Source organism: Methyloligella solikamskensis, from assembly GCF_042676065.1.
In the GTDB taxonomy this organism is placed as follows: Bacteria; Pseudomonadota; Alphaproteobacteria; order Rhizobiales; family Methyloligellaceae; genus Methyloligella; species Methyloligella solikamskensis.
In genome coordinates this window covers 1,526,478-1,547,846 of the sequence record NZ_JBHTJO010000001.1, presented here as the reverse complement: position 1 = coordinate 1,547,846, position 21,369 = coordinate 1,526,478, and the positions used below count along the sequence as shown (strand labels likewise).

Annotated in this window: 19 protein-coding genes and 1 tRNA gene; 6 read left to right on the top strand and 14 right to left on the bottom strand. The window is 63.7% G+C overall.

Annotated features, from left to right (window positions below):
- Positions 1 to 42: 42 nt before the first annotated feature.
- Positions 43 to 258 carry a hypothetical protein gene (locus ACFQ2F_RS07525; protein ID WP_379088017.1) on the bottom strand — a complete coding sequence of 72 codons (216 nt, stop codon included), beginning with the start codon at positions 256 to 258 and terminating at the stop codon, positions 43 to 45.
- A gap of 291 nt (positions 259 to 549) precedes the next feature.
- On the opposite strand from ACFQ2F_RS07525, the gene ACFQ2F_RS07520 reads away from it, so the two are divergent.
- Genes ACFQ2F_RS07520 through ACFQ2F_RS07510 form a run of 3 tightly spaced genes read left to right on the top strand, consistent with a single transcriptional unit; the run spans position 550 to position 5,416 of the window.
- The gene (locus ACFQ2F_RS07520) at positions 550 to 1,809 is read left to right on the top strand and encodes an efflux RND transporter periplasmic adaptor subunit (protein WP_379088014.1); all 1,260 of its coding nucleotides are present in this window, start codon (positions 550 to 552) and stop codon (positions 1,807 to 1,809) included.
- 3 nt (positions 1,810 to 1,812) lie between these two features.
- The gene (locus tag ACFQ2F_RS07515; RefSeq protein ID WP_379088011.1) at positions 1,813 to 4,971 is read left to right on the top strand and encodes an efflux RND transporter permease subunit; all 3,159 of its coding nucleotides are present in this window, start codon (positions 1,813 to 1,815) and stop codon (positions 4,969 to 4,971) included.
- 25 nt (positions 4,972 to 4,996) lie between these two features.
- Positions 4,997 to 5,416 carry a potassium channel family protein gene (locus ACFQ2F_RS07510; RefSeq protein ID WP_379088008.1) on the top strand — a complete coding sequence of 140 codons (420 nt, stop codon included), beginning with the start codon at positions 4,997 to 4,999 and terminating at the stop codon, positions 5,414 to 5,416.
- Between the two features lie 42 nt (positions 5,417 to 5,458).
- On the opposite strand, the gene ACFQ2F_RS07505 is transcribed toward ACFQ2F_RS07510, so the two are convergent.
- The 4 genes from ACFQ2F_RS07505 to ACFQ2F_RS07490 all read right to left on the bottom strand — a co-directional run bounded on the left by ACFQ2F_RS07505 (position 5,459) and on the right by ACFQ2F_RS07490 (position 7,572).
- Positions 5,459 to 5,992 (bottom strand): hypothetical protein, encoded by a 534-nt coding sequence (locus ACFQ2F_RS07505; protein ID WP_379088005.1) that lies wholly within the window; start codon positions 5,990 to 5,992, stop codon positions 5,459 to 5,461.
- Positions 5,993 to 6,010: 18 nt separating this feature from the next.
- Positions 6,011 to 6,097 (bottom strand) — tRNA-Leu (locus tag ACFQ2F_RS07500).
- A 117-nt stretch (positions 6,098 to 6,214) separates the two neighbouring features.
- The gene (locus ACFQ2F_RS07495) at positions 6,215 to 6,775 is read right to left on the bottom strand and encodes a cupin domain-containing protein (protein ID WP_379088003.1); all 561 of its coding nucleotides are present in this window, start codon (positions 6,773 to 6,775) and stop codon (positions 6,215 to 6,217) included.
- Positions 6,776 to 6,801: 26 nt separating this feature from the next.
- A complete protein-coding gene (locus ACFQ2F_RS07490; RefSeq protein WP_379088000.1) occupies positions 6,802 to 7,572 on the bottom strand; it encodes a ceramidase domain-containing protein in 771 nt (256 codons plus the stop codon).
- Positions 7,573 to 7,767: 195 nt separating this feature from the next.
- Between ACFQ2F_RS07490 and ACFQ2F_RS07485 the strand changes: the two genes are divergently transcribed.
- Positions 7,768 to 9,048: a DUF2254 domain-containing protein gene (locus ACFQ2F_RS07485; protein ID WP_379087997.1), complete on the top strand. Its 1,281-nt coding sequence runs from the start codon at positions 7,768 to 7,770 to the stop codon at positions 9,046 to 9,048.
- 73 nt (positions 9,049 to 9,121) lie between these two features.
- Here ACFQ2F_RS07485 and aspS read toward each other — a convergent pair whose 3' ends face one another.
- Together aspS and ACFQ2F_RS07475 are read right to left on the bottom strand one after the other, a co-directional pair.
- On the bottom strand, positions 9,122 to 10,909 hold the full coding sequence (aspS, locus tag ACFQ2F_RS07480) for an aspartate--tRNA ligase (protein WP_379087992.1): 1,788 nt from the start codon (positions 10,907 to 10,909) through the stop codon (positions 9,122 to 9,124).
- Positions 10,910 to 11,076: 167 nt separating this feature from the next.
- The gene (locus tag ACFQ2F_RS07475) at positions 11,077 to 11,313 is read right to left on the bottom strand and encodes a hypothetical protein (RefSeq protein WP_379087989.1); all 237 of its coding nucleotides are present in this window, start codon (positions 11,311 to 11,313) and stop codon (positions 11,077 to 11,079) included.
- 129 nt (positions 11,314 to 11,442) lie between these two features.
- Here ACFQ2F_RS07475 and ACFQ2F_RS07470 point away from each other — a divergent pair, with 129 nt between their 5' ends.
- Together ACFQ2F_RS07470 and rnd are read left to right on the top strand one after the other, a co-directional pair.
- Complete coding sequence (locus tag ACFQ2F_RS07470) at positions 11,443 to 11,763, top strand: hypothetical protein (protein ID WP_379087985.1); 321 nt, start codon at positions 11,443 to 11,445, stop codon at positions 11,761 to 11,763.
- A 201-nt stretch (positions 11,764 to 11,964) separates the two neighbouring features.
- Positions 11,965 to 13,134, top strand: a complete 1,170-nt coding sequence (gene rnd / locus ACFQ2F_RS07465) for a ribonuclease D (protein ID WP_379087982.1) — start codon at positions 11,965 to 11,967, stop codon at positions 13,132 to 13,134.
- Between the two features lie 42 nt (positions 13,135 to 13,176).
- Here rnd and ACFQ2F_RS07460 read toward each other — a convergent pair whose 3' ends face one another.
- The 7 genes from ACFQ2F_RS07460 to ACFQ2F_RS07430 all read right to left on the bottom strand — a co-directional run bounded on the left by ACFQ2F_RS07460 (position 13,177) and on the right by ACFQ2F_RS07430 (position 21,149).
- Positions 13,177 to 13,512: a chaperone modulator CbpM gene (locus ACFQ2F_RS07460; RefSeq protein WP_379090638.1), complete on the bottom strand. Its 336-nt coding sequence runs from the start codon at positions 13,510 to 13,512 to the stop codon at positions 13,177 to 13,179.
- Positions 13,512 to 14,462, bottom strand: coding sequence for a DnaJ C-terminal domain-containing protein (locus tag ACFQ2F_RS07455; protein WP_379087976.1), 951 nt, complete (start codon positions 14,460 to 14,462; stop codon positions 13,512 to 13,514). The genes ACFQ2F_RS07460 and ACFQ2F_RS07455 overlap by 1 nt, the downstream gene beginning before the upstream one ends.
- Positions 14,463 to 14,593: 131 nt before the next feature.
- The gene (locus ACFQ2F_RS07450) at positions 14,594 to 16,153 is read right to left on the bottom strand and encodes a Ppx/GppA family phosphatase (protein WP_379087973.1); all 1,560 of its coding nucleotides are present in this window, start codon (positions 16,151 to 16,153) and stop codon (positions 14,594 to 14,596) included.
- Between the two features lie 3 nt (positions 16,154 to 16,156).
- Entirely contained in the window at positions 16,157 to 18,310 is a 2,154-nt protein-coding gene (locus ACFQ2F_RS07445) for an RNA degradosome polyphosphate kinase (protein WP_379087970.1), read from the bottom strand.
- Positions 18,311 to 18,498: 188 nt separating this feature from the next.
- Positions 18,499 to 19,176: a hypothetical protein gene (locus ACFQ2F_RS07440; protein WP_379087967.1), complete on the bottom strand. Its 678-nt coding sequence runs from the start codon at positions 19,174 to 19,176 to the stop codon at positions 18,499 to 18,501.
- Entirely contained in the window at positions 19,173 to 19,787 is a 615-nt protein-coding gene (locus tag ACFQ2F_RS07435) for a CDP-alcohol phosphatidyltransferase family protein (protein WP_379087964.1), read from the bottom strand. The genes ACFQ2F_RS07440 and ACFQ2F_RS07435 overlap by 4 nt, the downstream gene beginning before the upstream one ends.
- A gap of 78 nt (positions 19,788 to 19,865) precedes the next feature.
- Positions 19,866 to 21,149, bottom strand: coding sequence for a hypothetical protein (locus tag ACFQ2F_RS07430; RefSeq protein WP_379087962.1), 1,284 nt, complete (start codon positions 21,147 to 21,149; stop codon positions 19,866 to 19,868).
- Between the last annotated feature and the right edge of the window lie 220 nt (positions 21,150 to 21,369).

Genomic DNA, 21,369 nt, shown 5'->3' with positions numbered 1-21,369 from the left:
CAAAAAGTCGGGAGGCTCAATGTTTTGGTTTTGCCGGACCGGCTATTTGCACTTGGTCATGCCTTCCATGGCCATGTGCGCATCCTTCTCGGTCCGGTAGGAGCCCATCATCGCGAACTTGTCGGTATCGCTCGGCACCTTCTGGGCCATCGAGCAGGTGCCCGTGTCCTTGTCGAACATGATGTAGAACGGGCCCATGGCGAAAGCCGGAACCGTGAAAGCGCCGATCAGGGTGGCGGCGAGGAGAAGCTGTTTCATCTGTTTTTCCTTCGTTGAGGCTGGGGGGTGATCAACGGAAGGAAAGCTAGCAGCGGCATCGAAGGCGTGGGGTCACACATCCATCGAGCGGAATCACAAGCGCTTGCGAATACGCTGACGCGCGATCACGGCCGCGTGTCGTAAACGTCAGCTTACTGTCATACCGGAACGATCTGAGCGGACTCAGAAGGCATAACGCTCCCGGCACGCCCCTTTCACGTTCCCCTCTGCACAACCGTGAGGTAGCATCGCGCCAAAAGAGGCACGGGAGAAGCGCGGGGAGAGCTGTCCATGACAGAGGCAGGCATCTTTGCTTGGGAGTGGACGAGCCGGGCCATGCGCCTTGCGCTCGTCGTGACCGCCCTTCCCTTCTTCCTTTCCGGCTGCTCCGACGAGAGCGGCACGGCGGACACCGAACAGGCGCCGCTTCCCAGCGTCGTGGTCGAGGCGGTGACCGCCCAGGACGTCGCCGACCAGGCCGATTTCGTCGGCCGCACCGAAGCCTCCCAGCGCGTCGATATCCGGGCACGCGTTGCCGGCACGCTTCTGGAGCGGCCCTTCGAAGAAGGCGAGGAGATCGAAAAGGGCGCGATTCTCTACAAGATCGACCCGGCCGAGTTTCAGGCGAACGTGCTCGCGGCCGAAGCCAAGCTCACCAAGGCGCAAGCGAGCCTTGAAGAGAACGAGCGCAATCGGAAGCGCTACGAAACCTTGCTGGAGCGCGAGACCGCGAGCCAGGCTCAATACGACATTGCCAAGTCCCAGGCCGATCAGTCCAAGGCCGATGTGGAAGCCGCGAAGGCGGATCTGGAACGCGCCGAGCTCGACCTGGGCTATGCCACCATCACCTCACCCATCGCCGGACGCAGCGGCATCTCCAGCGTCGATGTCGGAAACCTCATCGGCCCCGATAGCGGCGTGCTCGTCACGGTGCTCGATCTCGATCCCATCTACGTGATCTTCTCCGTCGGGGAGCGCGACTATCTGAATTTCAAGGAAGCCGACAAGGCCGGCGATGCTCCCGCAATCAAGCCGCAGATCCGCCTCGCCAACAACGAGCTCTATGGGCAGGAAGGCAAGATCGACCTCATCGACAACAAGGTCGACCCCGCGACGGGCACCATCGCCGTCCGCTTGCAGTTCCCAAATCCCGACCGCCTGCTGGTGCCGGGACAATATGTGAGCGTGCTGCTCTCCCGCGCCACCCCCGAAGAGCGCATCGTGATCCCGCAGGTCGCCGTCCAGGAGAACCAGGCCGGACCCTTCGTGCTGATCGTCAACGGCGCGGGCCGCGTCGAGTCCCGCCCCGTGAAGACGGGCGACCGGATCGAAGACGGCATCGTCGTGCTGGAAGGGCTCGCCGAGGGCGAGACCCTGGTCGTGGAAGGCATCCAGAAAGTCCGGCCCGGGGCAGAGGTCGAGACGGATTTCCGCGACCCCGCCGAGACGCCCGAGATCGTCGACGAGGAAGCCAGTCCCGAGGCGGAAGCCGGCCAATCCGACCCCACTCCGGGCACGGAGCCGGACGCCGGACCGCAGGCGGGACCGTAGGCCATGCTGAGCGCGTTCTTCATCACCCGTCCGAAATTCGCGTTCGTCATCGCCATCGTCACGGTCATCGCCGGCCTGCTCGCCCTGAGCGTCTTGCCGATTGCCGAATACCCCGAGCTCACCCCGCCCCAGGTCCAGGTCTCCGCCAGCTATCCTGGCGCCAATGCGAACGTCGTGGCGGAGACCGTGGCCGCGGTGATCGAGTCGGAGGTGAACGGCGTGGAGGGCATGACCTACATGTCGTCCAAGAGCGCCAATGACGGCAGCTACCGCTTGACCGTCACCTTCTCCATCGAGACCGACCCCGACACCGCCCAGGTCAATGTGCAGAACCGGGTCTCCCAGGCGATGCCCAAATTGCCTGAGGAGGTGAAGCGCCAGGGCGTGAACACCGAGAAGAAGTCCACCAGCATGCTCATGGTGGTCTCGGTCTTCTCGCCCGAGGACAGCTACGACGACATCTTCCTCTCCAACTATTCCGGCATCAATCTGCGGGACTCCCTCTCCCGTGTGCCCGGCGTCGCCTCCGTCGATGTGCTGGGCGCACGCGATTACGGCATGCGCATCTGGCTCGATCCGGACCGGCTGACGGCGCTGGGTCTCTCCGCCAAGGACGTGATCGCCGCGATCCGCGACCAGAACATTCAGGCCTCGCCCGGCGCCATCGGCCAGGAGCCGGCGCCCGCTTCTCAGCAGTTTCAGTACACCCTGACCGCCCAGGGGCGCCTCACCGACGTCTCCCAGTTCGAGGACATCATCCTGGTCGCGAACGAGGACGGCTCCGTGGTGCGGCTGAAGGATGTGGCGGAGGTCGAGCTCGGCGCGGAGAATTACGGCTGGTTCGGCCAGCTCAACGGCCAGCCTGCCTCGCTGCTCGCCGTCTATCAGCTTCCCGACGCCAACGCCCTGGATGTGGCCGACGCGGTGCGCGCCGAGATGGACCGGCTCTCCCAGCGCTTTCCCGACGATCTCGCCTATCAGGTCACCTACGACACGACCCTGTACGTGAAGACCTCGATCCGAGAGGTGCTGATAACCCTGCTCCAGGCCCTCGTCCTCGTCGTGCTGGTGGTCTTCATCTTCCTCCAGGACTGGCGCTCGACCCTGATCCCGGCCATCGCGATCCCCGTCTCCCTGATCGGCACCTTCGCAGCACTGCTCGTGATGGGCTTCACCATCAACACCATCAGCCTGTTCGGCCTGATCCTCGCCATCGGCGTGGTGGTCGACGATGCCATCGTGGTGGTGGAGAACGTGCAGCGCCATATGGCCGAGGGCCTGGCGCCGCCCGAAGCCACCCGGAAGGCCATGGAGGAGGTGACCGCGCCGGTCATCGCCACGACCCTGGTGCTGCTCGCGGTCTTCGTGCCCGTGGCCTTCACGCCGGGGCTGACGGGACGGCTTTTCGAACAGTTCGCCGCCACCATCTCCATCGCCGTTGCGATCTCCTCCATCAACGCGCTGACCCTGAGCCCGGCTCTCTGCGCCACCATCCTGCGCCCGCCCAAGGAGGGACGGGGCGGACTCTTCGCCTGGTTTGAAAGCGCGCTCGACCGCACCCGCAACGGCTATAACCGCGTGGTCGCGTCCCTTATCCGGAGGACAGTGATCGGCATCGCTTTGGTGGCCGTCGTCTTCGCCGGCGCCGCCTGGTTCGGCAACACGCTCCCCACCGGCTTCATCCCGCCGGAGGATCGCGGCGCCTTCTTCGTCGATATCCGCCTGCCCGACGGGGCCGCCCTGCCCCGCACGGCAAGCGTGCTGGCCGAAGTGGAGCAGATCCTCGAAGACACCGACGGCGTGGCCAATGTCATCGCGGTCGGCGGTTACAGCATGCTGCAAGGGACCGTGGTGCCCAACGGCGCCTTCGTTATCGCCGTACTCGACCCCTGGGACGAGCGCGACGCGCCGGGCCTGGGGCTCAAGGCAATCGTCCAGAAGGTGGCGCCGGAGTTCGCCGCCATCTCCCGCGCCGTGATCACGCCCTTCGTGCCGCCGCCGATTCCGGGGCTGGGCAGCACCGGCGGCTTCGAGTTCGTGCTTCAGGATACCGAGAGCCGCTCACCGCAATCCCTGTCGGCGGTGCTCAACGGCTTCATCTTCGCCGCCAACGGACGCCCTGAAGTCTCAGGCGTGTTCAGCACCTTCGGGGCCAACTCTCCGCAGCTCTTCATCGACATCAATCGCCAGCTCGCCAAAACCAAGGGCGTGAGCATCGAGGACATCTTCACGGTTCTGAACGCAAATATCGGCGCCTACTACGTGAACGACTTCAACAAGTTCGGCCGGGTCTACCGGGTCTTCGTCCAGGCGCAGGCCGATTGGCGCTCCAGCCCCGAGGACATCGGTAAGCTCTATGTGAAATCCGCAAGCGGCGACATGGTGCCCTTGCGGACGCTCATCACCGTCTCGTCGATCCTCGGGCCGGAGACCATCGAGCGCTACAACATGTTCCGCTCCGCCACCGTGAACGGCGATGCAGCCGCGGGCTACAGCTCCGGCCAGGCCATCGCCGCCATGCAAGAGACCGCGGCGAAGGAGCTCCCAGACGGCTACACCTACGAATGGACCGGCATGTCCTATGAGGAGATCAAGGCGGGCGAGGCCGGCGCGGCCGTCTTCCTGCTCTCCATCCTCTTCGCCTATCTCTTCCTGGTGGCCCAATACGAAAGCTGGAGCATCCCGCTTTCGGTCATGCTGTCGGTGGTGTTCGCCCTGCTCGGCGCGCTGGCCGCCCTCAAGCTCGCCGGCATCGCACTCAACACCTACGCCCAGGTCGGCCTCGTCCTGCTCATCGGCCTGGCAGCCAAGAACGCCATCCTCATCGTGGAGTTCGCCAAGGAGCGGCGGGAGGCCGGCGAGACCATCGTCGACGCCGCCGAGCAGGCGGCGTCCTTGCGCTTCCGTGCCGTGCTGATGACGGCGCTCTCCTTCGTGCTTGGCGTGTTGCCCCTGGTGCTGGCCACGGGCGCCGGTGCCTCGGCCCGGGCCTCCGTCGGCCTCACCGTGTTCGGCGGCATGCTGCTCGCCACCCTGCTCGGCGTCGTCTTCGTGCCGTTCCTCTACGTGCAGTTCCAGCGCCTGCGGGAGGCCTCCAAGCGCGGCTGGAAAGAGAACGCCCCACCGCCCCAGATCGAAGCGCCCGGCGCCCAGAAGAGCTGAGGCGGCGACCGAGAGGAAGAAGCCGATGTTCACACAGATCCTGCTGGGCGCGGCGATGATCGTGATCACCACCTTCATCCAGGGGCTCTTCACGGTCTACGGGATCGAGCGCCTGCGCGACCATGTCCGCCTGCACCCGACCAAGTCGGTCCCCCGCGCCACACTGCAGCTTGCAGCGCTCGTCCTATGGCTGTTCCTGGCGACGATCACCGAGGTCTGGAGCTGGGCCCTGCTCTATCTGGCGCTCGGCGCCTTCGACACCCTGGAGCACGCCGTCTATTTCTCCACCGTCACCTTCACCACCCTCGGCTTCGGCGACATCACCCTCGACGACCAATGGCGCCTGCTCTCCTCATTCGAGGCGGCGAATGGGCTTCTGCTGTTCGGCTGGTCGACGGCGCTCCTCTTCGTCGCCGTCAAATGGGTTTATCAGAGCGACGTCTGAGGGGACGAGAAAGCGCTGGTGCGGACGGCTCTGCAGCTTCAGCTATTTTCCGCCGTCTTCGAGGAACCGGAGAGCCTTGCTGTGCTCAGGTTTGATGTCGCGGCGATCAGGCCACTCTAAATCCTCAACGACGAATGATGCTTTCGCACGCTCAAGGCATTGGGGGCCTTCGATCGAATAAATCCCCTCTTCCCTACCGACGATCGCCAGAGGGTAGAGTTCGATCTTCCTAAGGTCTTGATCGACAAATCCAATGACGTATTCGGCCTCCATCACGTATCTCTTCGACGGAGTCCGCGTATAGTCTGCGAAGTTCTCTTCAACGAAATCCCCTTTCGGATACTTCATGTCCTGATAGGGCGCGAAATAGCAGACTGCGTCCCACCCCGCATCGGGATGCAGCGCCTTGAAGGATGACACCTTTCCCTCTGTCTTGAGAATCTTAGCGTGAAGCTCAGTAGAATCGTCCGGCCACTCGATGTAACGGATAACAAGAATGAGCGCGGCCAGACAGCCGGCCAAGAACATGGCAAGCAGGATTACGTTCAACAGGAACTTGTAAACCCAGCGCGACATCATCGGCCTGCGAAAGACTGGTGCGGACGGCGGGGATCGAACCCGCACGGGCTTTCGCCCTCAGGATTTTAAGTCCTGTGTGTCTACCAATTCCACCACGTCCGCTTTTGCACCTAAGCATGCCTGCTTCGCGATAAAGCGCAAAGCGCCAGGCCTCGCGAATTCATATTGCGGGACTCGCGTTAGCGCCCGACTGTTGAGAAGCAGGTTTTCGGGATGCGCTCAACCGTTCCGCTTCGTGCCTAAGGTGACGGTCAGCAAGTTGCAGGGCTCGTCATGGGGATTGCGCCAGGCATGACGCGGACCGTTCTGCACCACCGCCTCGCCCGTGCCCACGGCCACCTTCGTGCCGTCGCCAAGTTCAAGCTCGCACGCCCCGCTGGTGACGAAGATCAGATCGATGCTGTCGGTCTGATGCATGCCCGGATTCTTCGGATCCATCTTGGTGATCATCCCCGGCAGCTTGGTTTCGGTCTCCCGCAGCGCCTGCTTCATATCGAGATCCGCATCCGGCTTCGCGCCTGCCGGCGGCAGAACGATCATCTGAAATCGGTAGCCGCCCGCCGGCGGAAACCACTTCGAGAAGTCCGGCTCGCCCCCGGCATTAGGAAGCGTCGGCGGCGCATCGGAACCCCAGAGGCTGAAGAACTGCGCGCCGGGCACCAGCGGCACCTCAATCGCATCCACCACCTCGTCGCTCACCAGAACGGAGGACCCGTCCGGCCGCTCGCCGGTCACGATCCGGCGAATGGAAGAGGATGTCTTAGAGGCGTCAGAGGTCATGTCTCGTTCAACCCATCGATATGCAGTTAGAGGAAGCTGCCGCCATCTTCGTCCCGTGCGGAGATGGGTGCGCGGGGCGCAGCACTGCTCTCCCCCGCCCGGAAGCTCGCCAGAAGCAGCAGGAACAGCGTGACAGCATTCAGTAGATGCCAGACGAAATGGGTGCCGATCTCGTGCCCGTCATAGACGAGGCTGCCGCACAGCGCCATGTCGAGAGAGCGGAAGGTCACCGAAACGGTGAAGACGAGCGCCGCCCACAGGATGAGCTTTCCCGCAGCCATCCCTCGCGCCCAGACCAGCCCGCCGACAATCAGCATCGCGCAGAGCGCCGGCAGATAGCCCACGCTGCCGTTGAGGCATGGCCCGGCGTCAGAGCCCTCGCCAGGAAAGCCGATCCCGCCATCGAAGCAGCGGAGCTGCATGGCGGCGGCACCCACCCCCGCGAAGGCGATCACGAGAAGCGTCGTCCAGCCCGGCGGCACCTGAAGCAATCTGTTCAGGGCGAAGGCGAGATAGATCAGCATGAACAGGCCGATGGGGATGGTATCGGCGAGCCCCGTGGCCTTGGTCGCGAAGAGATGGAAGGCGAGGCTGCCCAGCCCGATGATGAAGACCAGGGCGATCAGGAGATAGTGATCGGCGCTGCGGGAGGCCGCCGGCCGGCGCAGCAGGAGCCCCAGCGCCACGATGGCGGCAAGCAGAAATCCGCCATTTGTGACGGCATTGAGAGGCTCCGCCCACAGCCCCGGATCCTGCCCCCGCTCGCAATAATTATAGACGTGGTCCGAAAGCGCCACGGAACCTTCTCCCTAAGCCCGGCGTCGGGAGATTAGCATTTTCCGAAGGCTCATCGGCTAGTCTCATTCTCCGGCCGGTCCCGGGCGGAGATGAATCGGCATTTCAACCGGGCAACGCAGCATCTTGAACAGACTCGTAAAACGCAGCCCTCGAGGCCCTGAAAAGCCGTCCTTCAACCAGGTGAGGCCACGCCCATGATGAACCGCCTGCTCGCCTTCTGGCGGCAACTCGTCTCCAGCCTCTGGGCCCTGCCCATGGTGATGGTGGTCTTCGCCGTCATCGCCGCCGTGCTTGCCGTGCGTGTCGATTGGCAGCTCGGGGACAACCCGCCCTGGTATCTCTATAGCGGCAGTGCGGAAAGCGCCTCCCACTTCCTGTCCAATCTCGTCGCCGCCATCATCACCATGTCGACGCTGGCCATCTCCATCACCATGGTCGTGCTGACCCTGGCGGCACAGCAGCTCGGCCCTCGGCTGATCCGCGGCTTCATGGGCAACCGGCGCACTCAGTTCTCGCTCGGTCTGATGGTGGCGACCGTCGTCTACCTCATCCTGGTCTTACGGGCCGCCTATATTTCTGGAGATCAGGCACCGAACCTCGCCGTCGCCATCGGCACGGCGCTCATCCTCATCAATGTCGTCGCCCTGCTTATCTTCGTGCACCACCTCGCCCGCTCCATCATCGCCGACAATGTGGTGGTCGAGGTCGGAGCGATTCTCGATGCGGAGATCGAGCGGCTACTGCCGCCCCGCGAAGATCAGGACAAGCCGGAGGAGACAAAGTTTCCGGAAAAGTCGACGCCGATCGCGCTGCCGCACAGCGGCTATATCCAAGGCATCAGTCACAGCAGCTTGGTCCAAGCCGCGGCGGAAGCGGATGCCATCATCATGCTCGATGTCGTATCTGGCGATCATGGTATCGAGGGCGCGACTTTTGCTTCCGTAGCGCCTCAAGAGGCTGTGACCGACGACCTCGTGCACAAGATGCAGGGCGCACTGGTCCAGGGCACCGCTCCCAACTCGGTCCAAAACCTCAGCTACTACATCCACCAGCTGGTGGAGGTGGCGCTGCGCGCGCTGTCGCCTTCCATGGCCGACCCGTTCACGGCCATCGCCGTGGTCAACCGCCTCTCCACGTCGCTTGAACGCATCATGCGCCGGGGCGAGACCAAGAACCGCTGGCCGGACGAGGACGGCGAAGTACGCCTCATCACACCGCGATACGATTTCAAATCCATGGTGGATTCGGCCTTCGTGAAGATCCGCCATTACGCCAAGGGATCACCCTCGGTGCAGCTCCGCCTGATCGAGAACCTGAACCAGCTCGCCCAGGAATCGACGCCGACTCAGCGGGCCGTGCTGCTTCAACACGCCGAAGGCGTGCTCGCCGATATGACCGCGGCATTGGACGATGAAGAGATCGTGGAGAAGGCAAAAGCCTCGGTCGAGGCCATCAAGACCGGAACGCTGCCGTAGAACCTGCCCTGAAGAATCGCCTGAGCCGATCCGGCCAAGCGATTCTCATGACTCGCAGATTTGGATTGGCGCCTTAGGAGTCGGCCTTCTTCGCCACCTTCGGCGGCACGACCTTGATGTTCAGCTCTTTCAGCTGCTCGGGAGACACTTCCGACGGCGCGCCCATGAGCAGGTCTTCCGCCTGCTGGTTCATGGGGAACATCACAACCTCGCGAAGATTCTCCTCGCCGCAAAGCAGCATCACGATGCGGTCGATGCCCGGCGCGATACCGCCATGGGGCGGCGCGCCGTATTGCAGCGCGCGCAGCATGCCGCCGAATTCCTTCTCCAGGTCTTCCTTCGAATAGCCGGCGATCTCGAAGGCCTTCTGCATGATTTCCGGCTTGTGGTTCCGGATCGCCCCCGACGACAGTTCCACACCATTGCAGACGATGTCGTACTGATAGGCCTTAAGCTCCAGTGGGTCGGGCCCCTCCAGCGCTTCCATCCCCCCTTGGGGCATCGAGAAGGGATTGTGGGAGAAGTCGATCTTCCCCTCGTCGTCCAACTCGTACATGGGGAAATCGACGATCCAGCAGAAGTCGAACCGATCCTTGTCGGTCAACTCCAGATCGTTCCCCACCTTCACTCGCGCCTTGGCGGCGAAATCGGCGAACTCGTAAGGCAGACCGGCGATGAAGAAGACGGCATCGCCATCGGCCAGGCCAAGCTGCTCGCGGATCGCGGCGGTGCGCTCCTCGCCGATATTCTTGGCGATGGGACCGGCGCCCTCCCCCTCGCGGAAGAAGATGTAGCCCAGCCCCGGCTGGCCTTCGCTCTGCGCCCAGCTATTCATGCGGTCGCAGAAGGCTCTGGAACCGCCACCCTTGGCCGGGATCGCCCAGACCCGAGTGTTCTCGTCCATCTCGATCATGCCGGCGAAGATCTTGAAGCCCGACCCCCGGAAATGATCGGTCACGTTCTCCATGACAATCGGGTTGCGCAGGTCCGGCTTGTCGGTGCCGTATTTCCGCATCGCTTCCGCATACGGGATCTGCGGGAATTTCTGGGTGACGGGCTTGCCCTCCCCGAATTCCTCGAACAACCCCCGCAACATCGGCTCGACGGCCTCGAAAACGTCCTCCTGGGTGGCGAAGCTCATCTCGATATCGAGCTGATAGAACTCGCCCGGCGAGCGGTCGGCGCGCGCATCCTCGTCCCGGAAGCACGGCGCGATCTGGAAGTAGCGGTCGAACCCGCCCATCATGATCAGCTGCTTGAACTGCTGGGGCGCCTGGGGCAGCGCGTAGAACTTGCCCGGATGGACCCGGCTCGGCACCAGATAGTCCCGCGCACCTTCCGGCGAGGACGCGGTGAGGATGGGCGTCTGAAACTCGAAGAAGCCGGCATCGCGCATGCGGTTGCGGATCGACCAGATGATCGCCTGCCGCTTCATGATGTTGTCGTGCAGGGTCTCCCGGCGAAGATCCAGGAAGCGGTATTTCAGCCGCGTCTCTTCCGGATAATCCGGCTCGCCGAACACGGGAAGCGGCAGCTCCGCCGATTCCGACAGGACCTCGATCGCCTTGATGCGCATCTCAACCTGGCCGGTCGGCAGATTCGGATTCACCGTTTCGGCCTCGCGGGCCACCACCTCGCCGTCGATCTTGACCACCCATTCGGCCTTCAGCTTCTCAGCCTGGGCGAAGGCCGGCGATTCGGGGTCGGCGACGCATTGGGTCAGCCCGTAATGGTCGCGCAGGTCGATGAACAGCAATCCGCCGTGGTCGCGCAGGCGGTGCACCCAGCCCGAAAGACGGACCGTTTCTCCGACATTCTGCTCGCGAAGCGCGCCGCAGGTCGTGGTGCGGTAGGGATGCATGGCAATTCCGTGAGAGTGAGCGTCTGAATCGCGCGTAGAGCGCATGGCGAGCGTCCGGCTGTCAAGCGTCCGCATCGCCTGCGGTGCCGCAGCAGCGCAAAGAGAGGTTCGAGAAAGCTCCGGGAAGCAGTGAACGGGCCAGCGAACCGGCCGAGCTCAACCGGTCGTCACTGGGTGCCGGCCGCCCGCTTGCACTGTCGGTACTGCACCTTGCAGGAGGTCAGGCACTGCCCGCGCCGGCGGTTGTCCCGGCCGAAGCACATGGCCTTGCAGCCGTTGAGCCCGGTGAGGCATTCGGAGTTGGCTTGGGCGGCGATCGCCTGGCTTCCGCCGGAAACCGAGACCGTCAAAAGCCCGCCAGTCAGCCCCAGCACCAGTGCAGACAGGAAAAAGAACTTGCGCATCGCGGCCTCCTCGCCGTGGCGATTGATCATCGGGTTTAAGTGTATCAGAGCGCCCTCTCACGCAAAGAGCGGAACGCAGGACCGCGCGTCAAAGTTTATTTTCGGTCACTCGCAGCAAGGGGCAGACCAATGCGGACGTTCTTCCTGGCGCTCTTCATCACGGCAGGTTTCATCATGGGAAGCCTCGCCAGCTTTGGCCCGGCCTTTGCGGCCGACGACCAGACGGCCCCGGCCGACACGGAGATGACCGGCGAAGACGAGAAAATCCCCGGCGTCGATCCCGACGAGCCCTTGAGCGAACAGCTCCACGAGGACGAAGGGGTGATCGATCCGCCGCCGGTGGGCGATTCGGAGATCGAAGCGCCCGCGCCGGATCCCGATCCCGGCACCACCATCGTCATTCCGCCCCCGGGCAGCCCGCGCGGCGATCCGACCGTGCAGCCGAAATAGGCGTGAGCCGGCAAATTCGCCCTCTGTACGCAGTTTCGATCCGCCTTCAAGCCACGCCGGCAATCTGCTCAAAAGAATCGCAAAATCGCGCGCCGGACGCGCCAGCCGTGACTCCACTGCCACGGCCGGACCACTCCTTCGCATGTCAACCACGCAAGGCCTTTGCGGAAGGCCTAAGGGTGAGATATATCCGGCCTGATCATGCGCCTCATCACCACGACCGAGGAGCTTGCGTCAGCCTGTGCTGAGCTTGCCTCTCATCCCTTCATAGCCGTCGATACGGAGTTCATGCGGGAGACGACGTTCTGGCCCAAGCTCTGCTTGATCCAGATCGCGGCCGGGGACCATGAAATTCTCATCGATACCCTGGCACCGGGGATCGATCTCGCGCCGTTCTTCGAGCTGATGAACGATGAGAACGTGCTGAAGGTCTTCCACTCCGCCCGTCAGGACGTGGAGATCATGCACCATCTCGCCGGCCAGGTGCCCCACCCGATCTTCGATACTCAGGTCGCCGCCATGGTGTGCGGCTTCGGCGAATCCGTCGGCTACGGCATGCTGGTGAAGCGGCTTCTGAACCGCAATCTCGACAAGACCTCCCGCTTCACCGATTGGAGCCGGCGCCCGCTGTCCGAAAAGCAGCTTACCTATGCCATCGGCGACGTCACCCATCTGCGGGACCTCTTCCCGAAGCTGAAGTCTCAGCTCGACGATTCGGGCCGGGAGAGCTGGCTAAACGAGGAGATGGCGGTGCTCACCGATCCGGAGACCTACGAGCAGCCGCCGGAGAATGCCTGGAAGCGCCTCAAGATGCGCACCAAGACGCCGAAGGCGCTTGCCGTGCTGATGGAAGTCGCCGCCTGGCGGGAGCGCGAGGCGCAAAGTCAGGACGTGCCCCGCTCGCGCATCCTCAAAGACGACGCGCTGCACGATATCGCCAACCAGGCGCCACGCAGCCTCGACGATCTCGGCGCCCTGCGCAGCATCCATAACGGCTTCGTGCGCTCACCCCGGGGCAAGACCGTGCTGGAGGCCGTCGAGCGCGGACTGGAGCGCGATCCCAATACCGTGCCGCGAATTCAGCGCAACGACCCCATGACGCCGGAAGCCGCGGCCGTGTTCGATCTCCTGCGCGTGCTGCTGAAGGCGACCGCTGGCCATCATGGTGTGGCGCCCAAGCTGATCGCCACCTCCGACGAGCTGGAGCAGATCGCCCGCCAGGACGACCCGGATCTTCCGACCATGAAGGGATGGCGGCGCAAGCTCTTCGGGGAGCAAGCCCTGAAGCTGAAGCGCGGCGAGCTTTCGCTTGCCGTGCAGAACGGCGAGGTCTCCGTGCTGCCGGTCGGCGGCAACGGCACGGCCGACTGATCTTCACATCAGGCTGATTTCAGTAAGACCGCCCGGCGGGACCTAGCGGATCGGCTTGCTGCGCCGAAGCGAGATTCGCTCTTTGAGCTCGGTGCGGCCTTCTTCGGAAAGCTCGTTGATCGCCTCCACAAGCACCCGCAGCTCACTCCGAAGCCCGTGGATCTGGTCGATCAGGCTCAGGATCACCGGCACTTCTTCCTCGTTCACGCCGAGCTCGTCGACGAGATCGCGGATCAGAGCTGCCCGCGCCAGATCGGCCTCGCTGAACTTCTTCGTCTCATCCTCGACAGGCCGGATCCAGCCCTCGCTGACCCACACCCGAAGGCGGGTGACGGTCAGTTGCTCCACTCTGGAGACGAGATCCCGCTCATCCAGCATCACGCCTGCTCTCTTAGCTTCTTCCGCGGATCGTAGCTGTGAGTCTCACGCCACTTTTCCGCAAATTCCTTAAGATCGCTATCGATCGTCTCCGGCAGCATGACCTGCAGCTTAATCAGCTGGTCGCCCGTGCCGGCCTTGGCCTTGATGCCCCTGCCCTTCATGCGGAGCGTCTGGCCCGTATTGGCGCCCGCCGGAATGGTCATGGAGACCGCGCCATGGATGGTCGGCACCTCGACCTTGCCGCCCAGCACCGCCTCGTCGAAGGTGATGGGGAGATCGACGATGATGTCCCGCCCGTCCCGCTTGAAGATCGGATGAGAGCCCACCGTGATCTCAACCAGCGCATCGCCCGCTTCCGCGCCACCTGAGCCCGGCATGCCCTTGCCCTTCAGCCGGAGCACCTGGCCATCCCGGACGCCTGCGGGGATCGTCACGTCGAGCGTGCCGCCATCGGGCAGCGTGATGCGCTTCTTGGTGCCGTTGGCCGCTTCCAGGAAGGCGATCTCCAGGCGGTAATTGGCGTCCTGGCCGCGCATGGCGAAGCCGTGCCCGCCAGCACCGCCAAAGCCTCTGGCACCGCCGAAGCCGCCGCCCGCCGAGCGCCGCTGACCGAAAAGGTCGGAGAAGATGTCGCCCATATCCTCGAAGCCGGCGCTGGAATAGTACTGCGTCCCTTCGTTGCCGCCCGCATATTCACGATAGTAGCGCTGCTGGGGCTTCTCCTGGCCGGAGGCATCGATCTCGCCGCGGTCGTATTGGCCGCGCTTCTCCTGGTCGTTCAGGATCGCGTAGGCCGCCGAGGCCTCCTTGAACTTGGATTCCGCCGAGTCGTCGCCGGGATTGAGATCCGGGTGATACTTCTTGGCGAGCTTTCGGTAGGCCTTGCTAATCTCATCGGCGCTGGCGGTCTTGGATACGCCGAGCACGGAATAGAGGTCGTCTGCCATTTACGACTGGGCTTTCGGTTCTACGCTCTGGGTTGGATTGGGATAAGACACCATCATCCCTGATGTCACAATCATTTGGGAAAATATGACGCTTCGCGCAAGACCGCCTGCCCGCATCACGCCGCGAAGCCTCAGACTGCCGCCTGCTGCACCGAGATGCCGGTGCGGACCTCGCCATCGAGATCCAGAAGCCCGGCGAGCTTCTTGAAGCGCCGCTCGACCCGCTCGCCCTCCAGATTGCAGAAAGGATCCGGAAGCGTCCAGACGAGCCTGTCATCCTCGTAAGTGATCGGTGTATGGGGCAGCACGCCCGGCAGGGACGCGGACACCATGTTCGCCGCGCGCATGGCCGTGCCCAGGATGCGGGCGCGCAAGACCATGTCCTCGTCGATAAGCTCACGAAGAGATTCGGTCAGCTCGTCCTTCACATAGCCTTCCGCCCGGAAATAGACGGTAAGCGCCAGGAAGGCGCGGCCCGGGTGATCGAGATCGACGAAATTCCCCTGGGCCACGAGATTGAGGCTCTGGGTGCCGCGATAATCGGGATGGGCCCGCCAGCCGATATCGGACAGGAGGCACGCCGCATGGCGAAGCCTGCGCTGTTCGGGCGTCTCCTCAAGCTTCTCGCCCTGGAATAGAGCATCGGTCCAATCACACAGCTCGTAGGCGTTCTCGATGGAGCGGGACCGCCGCCTTGCGAGGTCGTCGCACGCGGCAAGCAGCGGGTCCTGGTTCTTCTCCTCCTCGTCGAGCAGCGAATAGAGCAGCCCCTCGCGGATGCCGAAGGCGGAGATCACGATGGTCTTCGGCTTCACCCGGCGGATCAGGCGCTCCAGCACCAGCGCACCATAAGGCACGGTCTCGCGCCGGGCGCTCGAGATCTCGCTGATTCCGGCGAGCGAATTAGGAGATTGCAGATCGAGGGCGGAGGCGAATTTCAGCGCGTCCTCCGTCTTGATCCGGAAATCCTGCATGACGCTCAAGGGATATTCGATCTGGGCCATGTAGAGCCGGGCGAAGGCACGCCAGGTGCCGCCGATCAGATAGAAATCCCGGCCCTTGCCCTTCTCCAGCCAGTCCACCGTGTCGAGCTCTTCATCGACGATCTCGCGCGCCTTCTTGAGGCTGCCGCCGGAGACGTCGATCAGGCGCAAGCCGCCCAGCGGAAGGGTCACCGCATCGCCGGTCGTCCCGTCGAAGATATCCACTAGCTCCAGGCTGCCGCCGCCGAGATCGCCCGCCAGCCCGTCTGCGCCCCGATGGCCGGCGAGCACACCGCGTGCGGCAAGCTCCGCCTCCTTGGTGCCGGTCAGGAGCTGCACGGGAGCACCGAGAATGGCTTCCGCCCGGGTCACGAAATCGGGCCCGTTCTCGGCATCGCGCGCCGCGGCCGTGGCGATCACCTCGACCGTCTTCGCGCCGATCTGATCGATCAACTCACGGAAACGCCGGAGCGCCCGCAAGGCACGCTCCACAGATTTCGGATCGAGCTTGCCCGTCGACGCGACGGAGCGGCCGAGTCCGCAGAGGACCTTCTCATTGAATAAAGGTGTCGGCGCCGACGTGGCGCCTTCATAGACCACGAGCCGTACCGAGTTGGACCCGACATCGACGACCGCGACTGGGCTGAGATCGCTGCGACGAGCCATGGAATGGGGCGTGGGCACCCGCAAAAGATTCAGGAGATCCAAGGCTTACCCGGTCTGTACGAGATGAGCAAATCGCGGCGGCATGTTTTCCTTCAGCGCCTGGCCACGCCCCGAAAGGCTGGGATTGGTCATGAAATAGCTCTGGGCGCTGAAAGGTTCCTGGCCTTCCGGCGGCCGGATGCGCTCCGAGCTTCCATCGGGCAGCACCCGCCAGCTCTGCATGTTGTCCTTCAGATTGGCGATCATGATCTGATCGAGAATCTGCTCATGCACCGTCGGGTTCGAGATCGGCGTCATGGCCTCGACGCGCCGGTCGAGATTGCGCGGCATCATATCGGCCGACGAGATATAGATCGCCGCCTTCCGGTGCGGCAGGCCGTGGCCCGCGCCGAAGCAATAGATGCGCGAATGCTCCAGGAAGCGGCCGACGATGCTCTTCACGTGGATGCGTTCCGAAAGCCCGGCAAGTCCCGGCCGCAGGCAGCAGATGCCGCGCACCACGAGATCGATCTCCACGCCCGCCTGGCTCGCCTCGTACAACGCATCGATGATCTCCTTGTCGACCAGGGAGTTCATCTTCATCCAGATAGCGGCGGGCCGCCCTTCCTTGGCGTGATACATCTCCTCGCGGATGTGATCGAGGATGCGCGCCCGGATGCCGTGGGGCGACAAGGATAGCGCTTCCAGGTCAGCGGGCTCCGCATAGCCGGTGACGAAATTGAACACCCGCGATAGATCCGTGCCGATGGACCGGTCCGCGGTGAAGAAGGAGAGATCGGTGTAAATCTTCGCCGTCACCGTGTGGTAGTTGCCCGTGCCTACATGGCAGTAGGTGACGAGCTCGCCCCGCTCCCGGCGAACGATCAGGCTGAGCTTGGCGTGGGTCTTCAGCTCCAGGAAGCCGTACACCACCTGAACGCCCGCGCTTTCCAGGTCGCGCGCCCATTTGATGTTCGCCTCTTCGTCGAAGCGCGCTTTCAGCTCCACGACAGCGGTGACGGACTTGCCGTTCTCCGCCGCCTCCTTCAGCACGTCGATGATCGGCGAGGCCTTGCCCGTGCGGTAGAGCGTCCATTTGATCGCCACCACATCCGGGTCCGCGGCGGCCTGCTTCAGGAACTGAAGCACAACGTCGAAGGACTCGTAGGGGTGATGGACGACGATGTCCTTCTCCTTGATCGCCGCGAAGCAATCGCCCTGATGCTCGCGGATGCGCTCCGGGAATCGGCTGTTGAAGGGCTCGAACTTGAGGTCCGGCCGATCCGAGACGATGAGCTGCTCCGTGTCGGAAAGCCCGATCAACCCCTTCTGCACGAAACTCTCGTCCTCCGTGACGTTCAGCTCCTGCATGACGAAGCGCTGCAGCCGCGGCGGCATGGTGTTCTCGATCTCCAGCCGGATGACCGAGCCGCGCCGGCGCCGCTTCAGCGCCGATTCGAAGAGACGCACCAGATCTTCCGCCTCTTCCTGCACCTCCAGATCGCTGTCGCGCAGGACCCGGAAGGCGCCCTGGCTGCGCACCCGGTAGCCGGGAAACAGCCGGTCGACGAAGATCGCAACCACCGTCTCCAGCCGGATGAAGCGGATCGCTTGGCCCTCCCCTTCGCTTTTCGGCAGCCGGATGAAGCGGTCGAGCATGGGCGGGATCGGCATCAGCGCGTGCATGGAGCGGAGCGAGCCCTCCCGCACCAGCTCAAGCCCGAGGGTGAAGCCGAAATTCGGAATGAACGGGAACGGGTGCGCCGGATCGACGGCGATCGGCGTCAGCACCGGAAAGATGTGGTCGAGGAAATGCTGGTCGAGCCAGCTCTTCTCTTCCTCGGTCAGCTCGTCCGCCCCGAGGATGTCGACGCCGGCCTCGTCCATCAGCGCCTTCAGCTTCACCCAGATCTCCTGCTGATCGGCGGTAAGCTCGGCGACGAATTCGTTGATGCGATCGAGCTGCTCCGCCGGCGTCAGCCCATCCTGGCTCGGCGTCTCGATGCCGGCCAGCACCTGGCCCCGCAGGCCCGCCACACGGACCATGTAGAACTCGTCGAGGTTCGAGGCGGAGATGGACAGGAAGCGCAGCCGCTCCAGCAGCGGATGCCGCTCGTTCTCCGCCTCTTCCAGGACGCGCTGATTGAAATAGAGCCAGGACAGCTCGCGATTGAAGAAGCGGGAAGGCCCGAACGAGGAAGGTTCGGGAGAGGAACTCATAGCTTGAACAGTATCCGTCGACGTCATTACCGCCTCGATTCAAATGTCGGTATGGCCGCCAGGCTCAGAAAGGGTGGCGCAGGATCGACCCCAAGCTATGCCCATCAACCATTGCAATGCTGTTACAGTATGGCGCTTAGGGTGAATTTTCACCTGTCTCCCGCAATCGGGGTAGACGGCAAAAGCGCCTACTCCGTCGGCTGGGTGTGGCGCAAGGCTTCCGCCGCCAATTGACGGCTGATCTTCCGCCCCGAGCCCAGCGCTGCTTGATCCACCGCCTCCACCGCCCGCGCGGCCGCCTCCAGGGAGCGATCCACATGGAGCGCGAGATACTCCAGTACCTTCGGCTCGATATTGAGCTGCCGGTCGGCGAAATGCTTCAGAAGCACCGTCTTCAGAAGCGGCGCGTCCGGCGTACCGATATCGGCCAGCGGCAGCGCGTTGAGCCGCGAGAGCAAATCCGGCAGATCGATCCCCCAGCGCGGAGGCGGCTGACGCGCCGTGATCAGCAGCGAATGCCCGCCCTCCTTCACCAGGTTCATAAGGTGAAACAGCGCCTGCTCGCCGAAGCTGGCCCGGTCGGCATCTTCCAGGACGAAGGCCGAGCCGCGCGGCGCGGCCTCAACCGCCGCAAGCTCGCCCTCGTCCCCAGTCAGCGCCATGGCGTCGGAACGGACCTGCCACACCCGCACCAGATGGGTCTTGCCGCTCGCCGGCGGCCCGACCAGAAGCTGCGCCGGCGCGCTCCATTCGGGCCACGCATCGATCAGCTCCACGGCCAGGCGGTTGCAGTCGCTCACCAGGAAATCGTCCGCGCCGAGCGCGGCACGGTGCGGCAGGTCCAGAACGAGCTGCTCCCGCATCATCGCGCCGAGACCCCGGATCCTTGCGCGCCACGCACGCCTTTCGCACGGCGTGCAGGCCGATGGGGCACGGGCTCGTAGCGGGCCATATAGACAAGCCAGCCCCAGAAATAGGCGCCCGCCGAAGTGATGGTCAGTATGCCGGTGATCCAGGCCAGCACCTGCACCACCCCGCCCAACCCGAACCCGACACCGAGCTCCGCGAGCACGACGCCTGCCAGAACGATTTGGAAGAAGGTGTTGAACTTGCTGATCAAAATCGGCTGCACCGCCACCGGGCGGCCGAGCATGGACGACAACATGAAGGCGCCGACGATCAGCACGTCCCGGCTCACCACCGCAATCACCAGCCAGACGGGAAGATGGCCCGAGAAGCCCAGCGTCACATAGATGCTGACCAGCAACGCCTTGTCGGCGATCGGATCGAGATAGGCACCAAGCTCCGTGTTCCAGCCGAAGCGCTTAGCCAGGAACCCGTCGGCTGCGTCCGATGCGCCGGCGAGCAGGAACAGGATGAACGCCAGGGTCATCTCGTTGGAGATGATCAGCCAGACGACGAAAGGCACCGCGATGATGCGGGCCAGCGTCAGGCTATTTGGGATATTCACGATCACGGTTCAGCATCCGCCGAATAAATCGAACTCAACACAAAAAGATCGGCAATCGCGCAAAACGCGCCGGACGGCCCGGGTTTAATAAGCCCGCAGCACATATTCGCCCTGGCCCGGCTCGAAGGAAAATCCGTTCTGGGCCAGATCCTGCTGCAGCCGGTTCAGCGACCCTGCGTAATCGAAGGTGATCGAGGCGCCTTGCGGCGACAAGGAATTCACCTCCAGGCGCTGGATTCCCGGAACGTTGGAGAGCCGGCTGCGCGCTTCCTGCCAGCCCATCAGCCCCTGAAACTCGACCCGGGCAACGATGTATTCCGCGGGCGGCTGAGGCGTTGCTTGCTCTCGGCTGCCGAAATTGAACCAGCCGCCTCCATTATTGCGCGGCTCGGGCTGATAATCCTGCTGATAGTCTTGCCCGTAATCTTGCTGGTAGCCCTGCTGCGGCGGCGGCTGCTGTTGTTGCTGCTGACGGCCGCCGAAGTTGAACCAGCCGCCGCCACCGGAATTCGGCGGCTGGCTGCCTTCCGGCATGGCCGTGGCCGCGCCCGACTGCATGGATTTCCAGCGGTCCTGCAAGGCTGCGAACCCCTGCTCCGCCGCCGTCATGGCGGCCGCATCAACATCGCCGCCGATCGGCACGTCCTGCATCAGATCGACTTCGCTGACCGCATCAGCCCCAAATAGCCGCGTGGACAGCGTCTCGCCCTTCTGCTCGGCGATAGCGATCACGAGTGGCCCGCCGACCTCGTTCTGCAGGAACTCGTAGGCGTCGATATTGCCGTTCAAGATCTCAGACAGGCGCTGCTGATCGAGCACGCCGCGCCGCTTCACCAGATCGGCCGGCGCCACCGCATGAGCGAGGTCGACATTCTCCCAGCCCTCAAGCCAGGCCTTCGCCATCTCGCCCTGCTCTTGCGTCGCGCCGGTCTGATCGACCACCACAGGCAGAAGCTTAATCTCGGCGGCGCGGGAAGTCTCGACCGGCAGACCATAGCTGGCGAGCAGCTGCTGCACGCCCGGCTCGCTATAGCTCACGCCGAGCGAGGCGATATAGCGGGTCGTGGAATAGCGCTCCTGGCCGATAGAGACGCCGGTGACCAGGGATTCTACCTCCGCCTGGCTGAGCTGCGGCAGCCGGTCATAAGCCTCCGGCGACACCAGCCGGCGAAACAGAACCTGCGCACCCTTCGCCTGGGCTTCGGCCATGGCCTTCTTCTGGGCGGCAACGGCGTTGGCGGCCGTCACATCCACATTGATCTTTTCGACGTCGTAGAGACTTCCAGCCGCCTGGGCCGCCCCCGTCGAAACGCCAAGTGGTGCCGCGGCGAGAATCGCCAAGCAGATGAAATGAAAGAAGGACCGCACGTTCGTCACCCGAAAGAATTGAAATTCCGACGGAAAGAAAGGCCATCCGGCGCGCCGTGACAAGTGGTGCGCTGCATTTCCCCCGATACCCCCAAAAGACCTCACATTTTTTCCGCCAAATTGTGACCGGATGCTGTCTAACATGCTCCGCGAACGACGCCACGATGACGCCGTTCGCGACAGAATCGCTTCCCTCGACCCGCCCGGTGCCGAAAGGCGC